Origin of the sequence: Marinobacter sp. CA1 (assembly GCF_020546665.1) — a bacterium.
In the GTDB taxonomy this organism is placed as follows: domain Bacteria; phylum Pseudomonadota; class Gammaproteobacteria; order Pseudomonadales; family Oleiphilaceae; genus Marinobacter; species Marinobacter xestospongiae.
In genome coordinates this window covers 1,138,487-1,152,495 of the sequence record NZ_CP071785.1, presented here as the reverse complement: position 1 = coordinate 1,152,495, position 14,009 = coordinate 1,138,487, and the positions used below count along the sequence as shown (strand labels likewise).

General features: G+C 59.6%; 16 protein-coding genes. 12 read left to right on the top strand and 4 right to left on the bottom strand.

Translation table 11 applies throughout. The annotated features are described in order from the left end of the window. Positions 1–13: 13 nt before the first annotated feature. The 6 genes from J2887_RS05390 (at position 14) to J2887_RS05365 (ending at position 6,591) form a co-directional block, all read left to right on the top strand. A complete protein-coding gene (locus J2887_RS05390) occupies positions 14–781 on the top strand; it encodes an enoyl-CoA hydratase/isomerase family protein (protein WP_227174728.1) in 768 nt (255 codons plus the stop codon). A gap of 380 nt (positions 782–1,161) precedes the next feature. Then, positions 1,162–3,306: an NHL repeat-containing protein gene (locus J2887_RS05385; RefSeq protein WP_227174726.1), complete on the top strand. Its 2,145-nt coding sequence runs from the start codon at positions 1,162–1,164 to the stop codon at positions 3,304–3,306. A 64-nt stretch (positions 3,307–3,370) separates the two neighbouring features. Continuing rightward, positions 3,371–4,885, top strand: a complete 1,515-nt coding sequence (locus tag J2887_RS05380; RefSeq protein WP_227174724.1) for an AMP-binding protein — start codon at positions 3,371–3,373, stop codon at positions 4,883–4,885. Between the two features lies 1 nt (position 4,886). Then, a complete protein-coding gene (locus tag J2887_RS05375) occupies positions 4,887–5,282 on the top strand; it encodes a MaoC/PaaZ C-terminal domain-containing protein (RefSeq protein WP_227174722.1) in 396 nt (131 codons plus the stop codon). Next, positions 5,279–5,662: a hypothetical protein gene (locus J2887_RS05370; protein ID WP_227174720.1), complete on the top strand. Its 384-nt coding sequence runs from the start codon at positions 5,279–5,281 to the stop codon at positions 5,660–5,662. The genes J2887_RS05375 and J2887_RS05370 overlap by 4 nt, the downstream gene beginning before the upstream one ends. Next, the gene (locus J2887_RS05365; protein ID WP_227174718.1) at positions 5,656–6,591 is read left to right on the top strand and encodes an alpha/beta hydrolase; all 936 of its coding nucleotides are present in this window, start codon (positions 5,656–5,658) and stop codon (positions 6,589–6,591) included. The genes J2887_RS05370 and J2887_RS05365 overlap by 7 nt, the downstream gene beginning before the upstream one ends. 42 nt (positions 6,592–6,633) lie before the next feature. Here the strand turns inward: J2887_RS05365 and J2887_RS05360 are convergent, their stop codons facing one another. Then, entirely contained in the window at positions 6,634–7,440 is an 807-nt protein-coding gene (locus J2887_RS05360; RefSeq protein WP_227174716.1) for a helix-turn-helix domain-containing protein, read from the bottom strand. A gap of 100 nt (positions 7,441–7,540) precedes the next feature. On the opposite strand from J2887_RS05360, the gene J2887_RS05355 reads away from it, so the two are divergent. Continuing rightward, complete coding sequence (locus J2887_RS05355; RefSeq protein WP_227174706.1) at positions 7,541–7,876, top strand: hypothetical protein; 336 nt, start codon at positions 7,541–7,543, stop codon at positions 7,874–7,876. Here J2887_RS05355 and J2887_RS05350 read toward each other — a convergent pair. Further along, positions 7,873–8,754 (bottom strand): LysR substrate-binding domain-containing protein, encoded by an 882-nt coding sequence (locus J2887_RS05350; RefSeq protein ID WP_227174704.1) that lies wholly within the window; start codon positions 8,752–8,754, stop codon positions 7,873–7,875. The two genes, J2887_RS05355 and J2887_RS05350, sit on opposite strands and share 4 nt — an antisense overlap. A 101-nt stretch (positions 8,755–8,855) precedes the next feature. Here J2887_RS05350 and J2887_RS05345 point away from each other — a divergent pair, with 101 nt between their 5' ends. Continuing rightward, positions 8,856–9,155: a carboxymuconolactone decarboxylase family protein gene (locus J2887_RS05345; protein ID WP_227174702.1), complete on the top strand. Its 300-nt coding sequence runs from the start codon at positions 8,856–8,858 to the stop codon at positions 9,153–9,155. Between the two features lie 10 nt (positions 9,156–9,165). Then, positions 9,166–9,579 carry a tautomerase family protein gene (locus J2887_RS05340; RefSeq protein ID WP_227174700.1) on the top strand — a complete coding sequence of 138 codons (414 nt, stop codon included), beginning with the start codon at positions 9,166–9,168 and terminating at the stop codon, positions 9,577–9,579. Between the two features lie 74 nt (positions 9,580–9,653). On the opposite strand, the gene J2887_RS05335 is transcribed toward J2887_RS05340, so the two are convergent. After that, positions 9,654–11,429 carry an acyl-CoA dehydrogenase C-terminal domain-containing protein gene (locus J2887_RS05335; RefSeq protein WP_227174698.1) on the bottom strand — a complete coding sequence of 592 codons (1,776 nt, stop codon included), beginning with the start codon at positions 11,427–11,429 and terminating at the stop codon, positions 9,654–9,656. 227 nt (positions 11,430–11,656) lie between these two features. Here J2887_RS05335 and J2887_RS05330 point away from each other — a divergent pair, with 227 nt between their 5' ends. Genes J2887_RS05330 through J2887_RS05320 form a run of 3 tightly spaced genes read left to right on the top strand, consistent with a single transcriptional unit; the run spans position 11,657 to position 13,289 of the window. Then, complete coding sequence (locus tag J2887_RS05330; RefSeq protein ID WP_227174697.1) at positions 11,657–12,085, top strand: HIT family protein; 429 nt, start codon at positions 11,657–11,659, stop codon at positions 12,083–12,085. A gap of 10 nt (positions 12,086–12,095) precedes the next feature. Then, positions 12,096–13,106 carry a ribonuclease Z gene (locus J2887_RS05325; RefSeq protein ID WP_227174695.1) on the top strand — a complete coding sequence of 337 codons (1,011 nt, stop codon included), beginning with the start codon at positions 12,096–12,098 and terminating at the stop codon, positions 13,104–13,106. Positions 13,107–13,109: 3 nt separating this feature from the next. Beyond that, positions 13,110–13,289 carry a hypothetical protein gene (locus J2887_RS05320; RefSeq protein WP_227174693.1) on the top strand — a complete coding sequence of 60 codons (180 nt, stop codon included), beginning with the start codon at positions 13,110–13,112 and terminating at the stop codon, positions 13,287–13,289. A gap of 21 nt (positions 13,290–13,310) precedes the next feature. Here the strand turns inward: J2887_RS05320 and mtgA are convergent, their stop codons facing one another. After that, complete coding sequence (gene mtgA / locus J2887_RS05315; RefSeq protein WP_227174691.1) at positions 13,311–14,006, bottom strand: monofunctional biosynthetic peptidoglycan transglycosylase; 696 nt, start codon at positions 14,004–14,006, stop codon at positions 13,311–13,313. Positions 14,007–14,009 lie beyond the last annotated feature (3 nt).

Genomic DNA, 14,009 nt, shown 5'->3' with positions numbered 1-14,009 from the left:
AAAAGGAACCATCATGAGCAACCACTACGTTCGCTACCAACGCATCGGTGACACCGCCAGGATCACGCTGACGCACGCGAAACGACACAACGCCCTGGTACCAGCGCTACTGGATGACCTGCTGAACGCGCTGGAGAACTGTCGCCAGGATCCTCCCAGGGTGCTTGTTCTCGACGCCGAGGGAGCCTCGTTCTCATCCGGCGGAGATGTCCGGGCGTTCTTTACCACCGCACGCAGCGAACGGGTCGACTATGCGAAGGCCGTGGTTGGTCGCCTGAACAGAACCATCCTGACCCTGCTCGACCTGCCCTGCCCCACCATCGCCGCCGTACAGGGCCTGGTGACCGGAGGGTCACTGGGACTGGTGCTGGCGTCGGATGTGGTTGTCGCCAGTACCAGAGCCACTTTTGCCCCCTGGTACACAGTGGTGGGTTTCAGCCCTGACGGAGGCTGGAGCAACCTGATGGGGCAACGTATCGGTCCCTCCCGGGCTCTGGAGATTCAGCTCACCAACCGCACGATCACAGCCCAACAGGCGCTGGATTACGGCTTGGCACACTACCTAGCTGACCATGACGCATTCCCCGGGAAGGTGGCCGACATTTCCGACATCCTTTGCCACCGCCAACCCGGCAGCGTCCGCCACACCCTCACCCTGAATCGCCCAGACCTGACACAGACAGCCGCGCAACTGCAAAGGGAGTACGAGCACTTCCTGGCCCAAATCACCACGGACGAGGCTCATCTTGGCATGGCGAAGTTTCTTGAGCGGGCGCCCTGAGCACGAAGCCTCACCCACACACATCCCTAACAACAAGCACAAGGGGACATTTGATGAGCACTCAACGACACGCAGCCAGGGTTGGTAGCACACTGGTAGCCGCTATGCTTTCGATAGACTGTCTGGCGTTTCAGACTTTTGCGGATGAGGACAGAAGCCCGGAACTGGCCTCTCAGCCACCGCACCAGCAGTTCCAGTTCAACACTCCGACCACCGTTACCTACGATCAGGATTCCCTGACTGGCGCCGCAGATCAGGCAAGGGTCTATGTCGCCGACATGGGAAACCACCGGATTCAGGTACTGGACCTTGATGGACAGCAGATTGGTCGACTGGATGATCAGGATCAGGTCATTGCCGACGACAGCCCGCACAGCTCGGTGCCATCCATTCAGGCTCCACTGGGCATCGCATTCCTGTCCCGTTCGGAAGCCCAGGACGATCGACTGGCAGGACTTTATGTCAATGACGTTGGCCGCCACCAGATCCATTTCTTCCGACCATCACCGGGTAACCCGGACGACTTCGCCTACGTCACATCAATCGGGCAGCCCGGGCATGGGAACGGCACGGAGCTGATGCTGCCACGGAACCTGACCGTTACCCCTCAAGGGTTCCTTTACGTCTCTGATGAGTTCAATCACCGCCTTAAAGCGTTTCGACTCGATCCTGACAACAACTATCAGGCAACACTGATTCAAACCCTGGGCTGGCAGGGCACGGACGGCAACTTTCAGCCGGAAGGACCGATCATCCGTGGTGTCGACAAGAACTATGGAACTGACTCCAGTCATTACGATGACTATCACGAGGCACCAAATAAGCGGGACGGTTTCAGAATTCCGCAAGGTGTTACGTACTACCTGACGCCGGATCAGCAGGCGATGTATATATACATTGCTGACAATGGCAACAATCGGATCAAGATTTTCCGGGCAAATACGGTGACAGGGCAACTGACCCTGGTGGACATGCTCGGGCGATTCACCAATTCAGACGGCAACGCAGATCACCTGAAACGACCTCGTGGCGTCAGGACCGACTCGGAAGGAAACCTTTATGTGGCCGACACCTATAACGGCCGCATATTGAAGTTCGTCAATCTGTCAGGGGCAACTGATCCAGAGCCGGTTCGGTACCGGGCAACACTGCAAAGTGATGCCCAAAGTCAGTGGCAGTACGGCCAACTAGGTATTCATCAAGTGCTGATGCGAGCCCCCGTCACCGCCGCAACCGAAGACACCGCATTCCAGCTGCCCAACGATCATGTACCACTGGTTCGATCCGATGGCTCGTTTTATCGCGAGGACATCTGGGCCTGGGGCCAGTTCTATGGCAATGCCCGTGTACATCTGGTCAGCGATACCGGAAACAACCGTGTCAAGAAGTGCTGGAGCACAGCCAACGGCGACGACCTCATCCGCTGCTCGGTATCAGCAGGAGTTGGGGGTATGAGCCACCACGAGTTCTGGGGGCACCCGCGAAATCTTCCAGGACAGCTGCACTCAGCCAGTGGACTGGCTTGGCTTGGCAACCGGCAGGTACTGCTGGTAAGTGACACGCCGAATACTCGAATCAGCGCTTTCACGCCACAGGGCCAGTACCTTGGCCGCTTTGCCGACACCGACATCAGTTATGGCGTTACCGGCATTACCGCTTTCAAAGACAGCACCATGCAGGACCGCGTCGCAGTGCTTGTCGCATCCGACGCCACACTGCCCTGGCCTTATACCGGCGACAGCAGCCTTCGTATCTATGACGACCAGGGCAATCTCGACAACATATTCAACCTTGGCTACCGCACCAGCAACTTGCCCACGCCACCCATTTCTCTTAGCGATGCCAACTACCCGGTCTCGATATCAGTGGGCGAGAGTGCCGATGGGCAGAGTTACCCGGTGTTCATTTCCAGCTTCGGCAATCAACTCTGGCGCTTCGACTTTAATTCTATCGCCAACACTCTCGACTACACCTGGAACGCTGGCTCTCCCGATCCGCAAAAAGGCAATGACCTGGGTGACAGCTGGCAACTTGGCCCAGCGTTCTACGCACAGGGGGCTGCTGGAACCTTCGACCAGATCGGCAGCATCCTGGCACGACCTAATCGAGTCTATGTGACAGATCGTCGCAACCAAAGGGTCCAACTCTTTGACCCGGCAACCGGACAACACCTCGGACAGATGGGAGATGGTGGCGGCACCTACGATCATCCACCAACCCTGGTTCCAGACAGTTTTTTTCTACCGGCTGGATTGGCCTGGAATGACGACCAGCAAGCCATGCTCGTTGCCGATGGATTCAACATGCTTGCGCGGGCCTGGTCAGATCCGGATTCCACACCGCTCGATGCCGACGGCCAGATCCGGCCGGGCTACCTCGGCCATTGGTTATCGCCATCCCTGGGCACACGCCCCGGCGGGTTGTTCGATGCGGAACAGATCATCAACGGCGGAGGATACACCTTCGTATTCTCCCTGATCAGTAATCGCATTACCCGCTTCGAGTGGAGCGAGCTGCAGCCATGAGCGTATTGCCGGTCTCAACACTCACTCACGATCCAACAACAAACAATCAGCGAGACGTGTGACCATGGATATGATTGACCTGCTCGCCCAGCGAGCCCAGACCACCCCGGAACGTCCGGCACTGGAAGATCTGGACGACGGCACCCGCTACAACTATCGGGAACTGAACGCCCAGGCCGCACGCTTTGCGGCGGCCGCCGCACGGCAGTGGCAGCTCCAGGCTGGCGATCGGATCGCCTATCTGGGCCATAGCCGGGCCGAGTTTTTTGTGATGCTGTTCGGCTGCGCCAAGGCAGGGCTCATCCTGGTGCCATTCAACTGGCGACTGGCGCTGCCAGAGTTGCGCACCCTGATGGACGATGCCGCTCCCCGCGCACTGATCTACGGTCAGGAGTTTGAGGAAACGGCCGCCGACCTTTGCCGGTCCGGCGTCCAGGGCATCAGCCTTGCCGCCGGAGACCCGGCCAATGGCCATACCAGCTATCACAAGACACTGGCGGCAGTGATTCCGGAATTGGGCCCCCATGCCCCCCAGAGCCCGGATACACCCTGGTACCTGCTGTATACCTCGGGGACCACAGGACTGCCCAAGGGCGTCATCCAGACTTTCCGGATGATGGAGGCCAACTATTTCAACATCGGTATCGCCGCCGGCCTGACTCAGGACGATGTGCTGCTGAACGTCTTGCCGCTGTTCCACACCGCCGGCATCAACCTTTACTCCAGTGCGGTGCTCATGGCCGGAGGCAGTGTGCTGGTGGCCCGCAACTTCGATGCTGACGATGCCCTCGCCGTCCTGGCACAACGTGCGACGGTGTTCTTCGGCGTCCCCGCCATCTACCAGGCTCTGCTGGAAGCAGAATCCTTCGAAACATCCGCGCTCAAACGGGTTCGCTCCTGGGGTTGCGGTGGCGCGGCCCTACCAGTTTCAGTCGCACAACAGTTTGCGGATCAGGGTATCCGCATTCGCACCGGCATGGGCATGACCGAAACAGGCCCGACCGTATTCCTGCTGGATGAAGACAAGGTTCTTGCCAAAGCGGGCTCCGTAGGCCGGCCGCAATTGCTGGTGGATGTGCGCATTGTGGACACCCAGGGCCGGGATGTTGCAGACGGCGAGCCTGGCGAACTGCTGATACGGGGCCCCGGGATAACTCCGGGTTACTGGCACCGGCCGGATGCAACTGCTGATGCCATCAGTGACGGCGGATGGTTCCATAGCGGCGATGTCGCCCGCTGCGATGCCGATGGCCACTTCTACATCGTCGATCGCTGGAAGGACATGTTCATTTCAGGCGGAGAGAACGTCTTTCCCGCCGAGATCGAGCGGGTACTTCAACAGCATCCAGCCGTCGAGGACGTTGCGGTAATCGGTGTTCCGGACCAGCGTTGGGGGGAAGTTGGCAAGGCCTGCTATTCGGTAATGCCGCAACACCAAGCGCCCACACCCGACGAGTTGAGCGCGTTCTGCCGGGAACACCTGGCCGGTTACAAAATCCCCAAGATCTTTGAGGCCCTGGAAGAACTGCCCCGTAATGCGGTCGGCAAGATCACCAAACAATCGTTACGGAATCACTGATATGTCTACACCCATCCATTTTGAAGAGCCAGCCCGCCTCAGCCAGCAGGACTTCAACCAGTTTGCTGACCTTAGTGGCGACCACAACCCGATCCATGTCGACCCGGACTACTCCTCCGGCACCCGGTTTGGGGCCACGGTCTCCCACGGCATGCTGTTGTTTACCAAGTTACGGGGCTGCCTGCACCGCCATTTTCCCAAACACCGCCTGGCTGAGCAGCAACTGATGTTTCCGGCACCGGCTTATGCAGAAGAGAACCTTGTTATCCAGGTGGACAGTGCCCCAACACAGGACAAAGGCCCCCTGAGCGTGGCCACACGCATCCTGAAAGCCGATGGCAGTGCCTGCCTTGAAGGACGCTGTATTCTCGAACCTGACACCGGAAACGCACCATGAATGCCCCGACCTTTTCCCGATTCAAGCAACTGGCAGAGCAGCAATCAGCACACATCAAGCGAAGTTTCACTGACGCCGACCTTGAGCAGTGGCGGCAACTGGCGGAGATGGACCAAAGCCCGGAGAGTGTACCGGAGCCGCTGATTGCCGGTCTGTTTTCTTACCTTCTGGGAATGGAGTTGCCGGGCAAAGGCACCAACTACCTGAAACAGTCCATGACATTTCTCCAGCCAGCCCTGGCCAACGAAGCCCTGACAGCAACCGTCCGTATATCCCGACTGCGCCCTGATAAAGCACTGGTCAACCTGGAGACAACGTGCACTGGTGAGCAGGACCGCCTCATCTGCCGGGGTGAAGCACTGGTGCTGTTCCAATGCTGACAGCCCCTGCTCCGGATTCCAGCCTGCTTCGCTGGCTCGGCGGCATCAATCAGCCAGGCTCTGGGCCATTGCAGATAACCCCGTCGCTGATGCGTAAAAGCCTGGCACGAATGACGGAGACGTTCGTCACCGATCTACCCGCCATTGCCCGGGTCTGGGATGATCAACTGGCCGGCCCACATCGAGCAATCTCGCTAAGGCACTACGACCCTGCACCGGAGGCAGCCACTCCGGTGGCGCTGTTTATCCACGGCGGCGGGCACATGTGTGGCAGCGTCCAGATTTACGATGGCATCTGCCGAAAACTGGCAGCAGCGTCCGGCCATCTGGTGGTCTCAGTGGACTATCGTCTGGCACCGGAGCACCCCTACCCGGCCGCACTGGAAGACTGCCAGGCGGTCATCCGGCAGTTGTGGCAACACTTGGACCAGCATCAGATTCGTTATCGACCATCGCTAAGCCTGGTCGGCGATTCTGGTGGCGGCGCGTTGTGTGCGACACTGGCGGCCCAAAGCCAGCAGGACCAGAGCCTACCGGTCCGGCAGCAGGCACTGATCTATCCCAGCCTCGACTACACCCTCTCCAGCCCATCCATCGACGAACTTGCCAATGGGTATCTGCTGGAGAAGACTCGCATCCAGTGGTATTTCGACCACTACCTGCAACGCGGAGAATGCCGCACCACGGTCTCACCCCTGTTCATGCCGGTCACCCCGGCCCACCCACCCACAGGGCTGATTACCGCAGGGTTCTGTCCGTTGCGTGACGAAGGCAGACACTACCTGGACCGCCTCTCCAGCATCGGGATCGCCACACAACACCACAGCGAGGACACCATGATCCATGCCTACCTGAACCTGGAGAATCTGGTGCCGCAGGCCTGTGAGCGTACCTACCGCTGGCTCTCACAGTTCCTGAATCGGGACTAAGGCCGATAGCCGACTCCCAACGAGCTATCGCAGCTGCCCGCCTCAGAACATCGCAAAGAAGCGTCGGGCATTGTCGTTTGCAGGGAAGATCATCTCCACCCGCAGTTCAGACAGGAACACATCGTTCACCGGGCCAAAGCGGGCCACCATAGTGGTGGTTTCCAGCACCTGGCCATTAAGGTTCAGGCGTGTGCGGATCGATGGGCTGCTGGGGAGGTTGACCGGTTTGGGCACGTCTTTCAGACAGTCCTCAATAAACCGAAGTAACGACTGCATGCGCTCGTCACCACAGTAACGGGCGGCATCGCCCTGCAGATGACCATAGGCGGCCCAGGCCACTTCGCTCCAGTTCTCGATCACGGCTTTCCAGTGATCAGAGGACAGGTACGCCTGGTACAGGTTGACGGGCTGTTCGGCCACCAACTCCGGAAACATGGCAAATGCCGTGCGGTTGGCGTCCACCACATCCCCCCAGCGATTCAAAACCAGTGCGGGGTATGGCAGGTGGTTTTCAATGAGTTCGGCAATGGCACTGCGATACACCGACAACTCGGCGCTGTCGTAGTCAAACTCGAAGTAGGCAGCGGGTAATCCGGCCGCCAGTAACAACTCATTTCGCTCCCGTAGCGGAATGTCCAACGCTTCCGCCAGGGTCAAAACCAACGCCCGCTTGGGGCGGGAGCGCCCCGTCTCAACGAAGGACAGATGCCGGCCAGAAACGCCGGTTGCAAGCGCCAGATCGAGCTGGCTCATTCCCCGCTGTCGCCGCCACCGCCGCAACAGAAAGCCAAAGGCGCTGTGCTCGCCGGACACTGACGACACCGCGTCAGACCATTGATCTGTAGGCATTCGGAAGTCCTTACCTTTTCGGGAAGTGCGCATCGGGCACACGCACAGGCATGCTGGAGACCGTTACAACACCACAACACCTCAGACAGGAACCTCCATCATGACGATGCAACGAATCGTACCACTGGTTTTTATACTGTTCACAGGGTTCACCCTGTGGGTACTGGCCACCTCGAACCAGAATTTCCTGACCTGGTTTCTGGGATTGTTCACCACCCCGGAATCCCTCCAGGTGGTGCTGGATCTTGCCATCGCCTTGCTGTTGGTCATGTATCTGTTGTACCGGGACCACCAGTCACAAGGCGGCGAACTGCGATCCTTTCTGCCCTTTGTCATCGCAACGCCACTGCTGGGCGTAATCGCACCACTGGCGTACCTGAGCCTTCGAAGCTGGTGGCCGACGATGCTACTGGGCAACACCAATAAACCTGCCTAACCGTAGGCAAGCACCTGTCGACCCAGGATCTCCGCCAATCGGGTTGTGACATCGGAACTCTGCGGTTGCGCCTGGTGCAACTGGATACCAACATCACCCACAGCCGGCAGGTCGTCAACGCCCAAGCACACCAGGTGGGGCGGCATGCCGGCCTCGGTTCGCACGGTGATACCGAGGCCTTCCGACACCGCTGCCCAGATGCCACTCAGGCTGCGACTGACAAAGGCAACTCGCCATGCAATCCCGGCCCGGTCCAGGGCCTCAATAGCGCGGCTGCGTAACAGACACGGAGCTTCCAGCATGACCAGCGGCAGAGGCTCTCCCTCGCTCAGTGCCGCCAACCCATTGAACCCAGGGCTGGCGATCCAGCGCAGCGGTAGTCGGGCCAATTCCTGGCTGTGGGGCGTGCCCACGTCATCCTGCCAACTCAGCGCCAGGTCCAGCTCACGCTGGCGAATAGCCGTGAGGAGCGCGGCATTGCGGTTTACTGTGGCAAAAATACGAACATTGGGGTGAGCCCGCGAGAACTGTCCGAGCACCGCGGGTAGCACCGTTTCACTGAAATCCTCCTGCATGCCAAAACGGACCTGCCCCTCCAGAGGCAGCTGGAGCACAGCTTCAAACGCTTCGTCATTAAGTGCCAGCAATCGCCGGGCATAGCCCAGCAATCGCTCCCCGGCCTCAGTCGCCACCAGCTGCCGCCCCGCCTTGCGAGTGAGAGACGTGTCGCATTGCTGCTCCAGTTTCTTGAGGTGAGCGCTGACCGCCGAGGTGGAGCGACTCAATCGGTCCGCCGCCAGGGCGAAACTGCCAAGTTCCATCCCCCAGACAAAGCTGCGCAGGGCTTCCAGATCAAAGGTGATCGGCCGCTTGCTCATGACCATCCTGTTTTATCGAATTATTGGTACCAATAGTTTTGATTTTATAAATCATAACCGCAAGCGAGTATAGCCCCACCATTGATTTGGAGATACCAGCCATGACCCTTAATCGAGATACCCTGGCACAAGCCTCGCCCAAACTCGCGCAACTGACAGAAACGGTACTGTTCGGCGACCTGTGGCAAGGCAAGGACCTGTCGCCCCGGGATCGCAGCCTGGTGACGGTTGCCGCACTGGTCGCCCTGAACCGGATGGAGCAGTTGCCGGATCATTTGGCACTGGCCAGGCAACACGGGCTCACCGACACCGAGTTGACCGAAACAATGACCCACCTGGCGTTTTATGCCGGTTGGCCGGCCGCCGTCTCCGGCCTTTCCCGACTCCACAACGCCCTCTGAGGACAAACCCATGCCTTTTACACGTATCGCTATTCCGTCGGGCAAACCGGCCGCCTTTCAGCAGCAACTGTCACGAATCCTTCATCACAATCTGGTCACCCACTTTGGTGTGCCCGCCGACGACTGTTTTCAGTTGATTGACCAGTACGACGCAGACAGCCGGGTGTTTGACCGCCACTACCTGACTGGCACCCGCAGCGATGAATTCGTGCTGTTCCAGATCACCGCCGGCCGACCCCGCAGCACCGACCAGAAGTGGGCGCTGTACCAGGGCCTGGCGAAACAGCTGCACGACGACCTGGGCCTGAGCCCGGATGATGTGATGGTGGTGATCCAGTTCACAGCATCGGAAGACTGGTCGTTTGGCGGCGGCAGGATGTTTGAGTTGGACGCCAATACCGCTGAGCAGCGACCACAGGGATGACAAGGTACCGCCTGGCGTCCTGACGTTACCTAAGCAGGTTTATAGCCAGGAGCCAGTGGTATCGGGGCCTGAGATCAGCCGGTCCAGTGTTGGTTATCAAAGCCCATCAGACTTTCCTTACCGGTCTGGATGTCCCGCAGCAGCCAGTCGCACTCGGGAAGCAGCTTCTCGAAGAAGTAGCGGGCGGAACCCTGCTTGCTCTCCAGCAAAGGCCGGTTGCCCTGGCCGGCGGCCAGTTGACGCTCGGCTTCTCCGGCCATGCGGGACCACAGGTAGCCGATGACGGTCAGGGCCATCAGCCGCAGGTAGGGCGACGCTGCCGCGCCGGCCTGCTCCGGATCTTTCGGAGCGTTGCTGGCCAGCCACATTGTAGCCTGCTCGAGGTTGCCAATCGCCCCTTTTAGGGCCTCCCGATACGGCGCGTCCGGCTGCTCCTTCAGGTAGCCGGACAGCTCCGAAAAAAGTGCCCGCACCAATTGGCCGCCCTTCAGGAACAGTTTGCGTCCTACCAGATCCATCGCCTGTATGCCGTTGGTGCCCTCATAGATTCGGGCAATCCGCCCATCCCGAACCAACTGCTCCAGCGGCCAGTCTTCGGTGAAGCCGGAACCACCCAACACCTGCTGTCCCCAGTTGGTGTTGTTGTAACCCTCATCGGTCAGAAACGCCTTAACCACCGGTGTCAGCAGTTGCACCAGATCATCGGCATTCTCCCGCACCGCCTCGCTGGGGTGGGCAACGGACAGGTCGAGCTGATAGCCGGTAAACAGCGCCAACGCCCGCATGCCCTCATTCAGCACTTTCTGGCGCATCAGCATGCGCCGCACATCGGGATGAACGATGATCGGGTCTGCCGGGCCATCCGGATTCTTTGGCCCGCTCAGAGACCGGCTCTGCAGTCGCTCGCGGGCAAACGCCAGGCTCTCCTGGTACGCTATCTCAGCCAGCCCAAGGCCCTGCATCCCCACCATCAGGCGGGCTTCATTCATCATCGTGAACATCGCTTTCATGCCCTGGTTGGGTTCACCCACCAGCCAGCCCCTGGCGCCCTCAAAGTTCATCACGCAGGTGGCCGATCCCTTGATCCCCATCTTGTGCTCAAGGCCGCCGCAGAAGGCCGGGTTGCGTTCTCCGGACTCCGGCAGGAATTTGGGCACCACGAACAGTGAGATTCCCTTGGTGGTATCCGGCGCGCCCGGCAGTTTTGCCAATACCAGATGGACAATGTTGTCGACCAGGTCATGCTCGCCACCGGTGATCCAGATTTTGGAGCCTTCGATCCGGTAACTGCCATCGTCGTTGGGGGTCGCCCGGGTGCGGATCATGCCCAGGTCGGTGCCACACTGGGGCTCGGTGAGGCACATGGTGCCGGTCCACTGGCCTGAAATCAGTTTTTCCAGGTAGGTCTGTTTGAGTTCATCCGAACCGTGCGCATACAGCGCACTGATCGCGCCGTGGGTCAGCCCCGGGTACATCCCCAGGGACAGGTTGGTGGAGCACACCATCTCATCCACCACAAACTTCAGGGTATGAGGCAGGCCCTGGCCGCCATACTCGATGGGTGCGTCCAACGCGGTCCATCCACCTTCCACAAATCGGCTGTAGGCCTCGCGGAAGCCGTCAGGCGTGGTCACCGTGCGGGTCTCGGGGTCGTAGCGACAGCCCTGGCGGTCACCGGTCTGATTGGTCGGCTGAATCACCTCCGCCGCCAGCTTGCCGGCCTCATCAATCACCGCCGAGATCAGGTCCGGCGTCGCATCGGCGTATTTCTCCAGTTCGTGCAGCTTATCCGCTCCCAATACATCAAACAGCAGGAAACGAAGGTCATTCGCGGGTGCTTGGTATGGCATGGATACACTCCTTTCTTATGGCCATTGCGAGTGGAAACGCTGCATTCATACGGTCGTTTGAATGCAGCGGTTTGCTGCGGAAGGGAGAATCCGGAGAAAACTTCGCAATTTCGGCAATAAGGCCGGGTTGTGGAAGGCTGGATTGAGGATTGCAAACTGGACGCAGTTACCGCATTCGCCATAGACTGCGACGGCACCTCGTTGATAGCAGCCAAGGACCTCACGCTATGCCGTATGACAACGACAACATCTTTGCCAAGATCCTCCGGGGCGAGCTGCCCTGCATCAAGCTCTATGAAGATGACCACACCCTGTCTTTCATGGACATCATGCCCCAGGCAGACGGCCATGCCCTGATCATCTCCAAGGAACCGGCGGAAACTCTTCACGACCTGTCACCGGAAGGCTCCGCCGCCTGCATCCAGACCACCCAGAAGATCGCCAGGGCCATCGAAACCGCCCTCGACGTGCCGGGTACGCTGATCATGCAACTCAATGGCGAAGGCGCCGGGCAGACGGTTCCCCACGTCCACTTCCACGTGGTTCCAACCTCCATTGGCCAGTTGCGGGCAACACCACACGCCACCAACCCCGCCCAGCAGGAAAGGCTGGAAGCACTGGCAGAGAAGATTCGCCCACACCTCGAAGGCGTTTAAGCCACAAACCATGGAATTCACGTTTCTCGGCACATCCGCCGGCACCCCGACCCGGTCCCGTAACGTGACCGGGCTCGCCCTTGCACCCAACGGTCCCAAGCCCTGGTACCTGGTGGACTGCGGCGAAGGCACCCAGCACCAGCTACTGCGTACGCGCTACTCGGTCATGCAGTTGCGGGCGATCTTCATTACCCACATCCACGGTGACCACACCTTCGGACTGCCCGGGCTGCTTACCAGCGCCTCCATGCTGGGCCGTACCCAGGCGCTCGATATCATAGCCCCGCCACAGGTCCAGCGGATGATCCAGGCGGTGATCGAGAACAGCGATTCCAGCCTCAGCTACCCCCTGAATTACCTGGATTCCGAGGCAGCGGACTTCCACTGGCAGGACGATCATGTCACGGTGACCAACGTGGCACTGTCCCACCGGGTGCCCTGTCGAGCCTATGTGTTCACCGAGCGGAAACTGGAACGGCAGCTGTTGCGGGACAAGCTGATCGAGGAGGGAATACCGGCCGGCCCGGACTGGGGCGAACTGCAGAAAGGCCATGACGTGCTGCTGGAGGACGGTCGACTGATCCACAGTGACGACTACACCCAGGTGCCCCGGCTGGCCCGTCGGCTGATTGTCGCCGGTGACAATGATGACCCGAACCTGTTGGCAGCAGCCAGCAAGGATTGTCACGTGCTGGTTCACGAGGCCACCTACACCCAGGATGTTGCGGATCGGGTCGGCCCCTGGCCACAGCACAGTTCCGCGGAACAGGTGGCCCGGTTTGCCGAGCAGGCCCAGTTACCCAACCTGGTCCTTACTCACTTCAGCTCCCGTTACCAATCCGGCCCCGGCGGCGCGCCACACATCAACCAGTTGGCCGCCGAAGCCATGCAGCACTTCAACGGTCAGCTGTTCCTGGCTCGTGACTTCGAGACCTACTGCTTGAACAAGGATCTGACACTGACCCGACAGGATGACGCTGCCGGCCAGAATCCCAGGCCCCGGAACCGTAACCAAAGGTGAACCATGGCAACCATTCTTCCGTTCAAGAAACCTGAGAAAAAAACGCCTCGCAAGGGGTTATGCCAGCACGGCTATCACAAGTGGGCGGTCTGTAAGGAAAAGCAGTTTGACGTCAAACAGGGCAAACTGGTGACGATCTACCGCTGTGAACGCTGTGGTACGCAGAAAGTAAAGACCCATTGAGCAGGTGGCTAGCGCCTCGGGTCATAACCCTTCGAGATAGCTCAGTCCACCCAGTCTTGCCATCTGGCTACGAATCCAGACCACCCGCTCCTGCACGTAGGCCGACGGTGCGCCTGCATCCAGCACCTTGGGATTGGGCAGCACCGCAGCCAAGCGGGCAGCCTGGGCCTGCGAGAGCTGCCGCGCGGGCACTCCGAAGAACGCCTGACTGGCCGCTTCTACGCCGTATATGCCAGGGCCGAACTCGGCAATGTTGAGGTACACCTCCAGCACCCGTTGCTTCGGCCACAAGCCATCCAACCCCAAGGCCATCGCCGCCTCAAGCGCCTTTCTTACAAAGCTGCGACCATTCCAGAGGAACAGGTTCTTGGCAGTTTGCTGGGTAATGGTACTGGCGCCCCGCAGGCCTTCACCGGCCTGATACTCCGCCAAGGCCTGGCGGATAGCCACGAAATCCACGCCCCAGTGATGAGGGAAACGCTGGTCTTCACTGGCCACCACGGCCAGTGGCATCCACGGCGAGATATCAGAGAAAGCCACCCAATGCTGCTGCACCGGCTGCCCGGGATGATCCAGACGGTAACCCACCATGAAGGCGGAGGTGGGCGGATTCACGACCCGAAACAGCAAGATGACCAGGACCATAAACAGCACCAAAGCCATCCCGCCCAGGGTCACCCACTTCAGCATTCGGCCGGTGACAAAACCTCTTGCCATCAC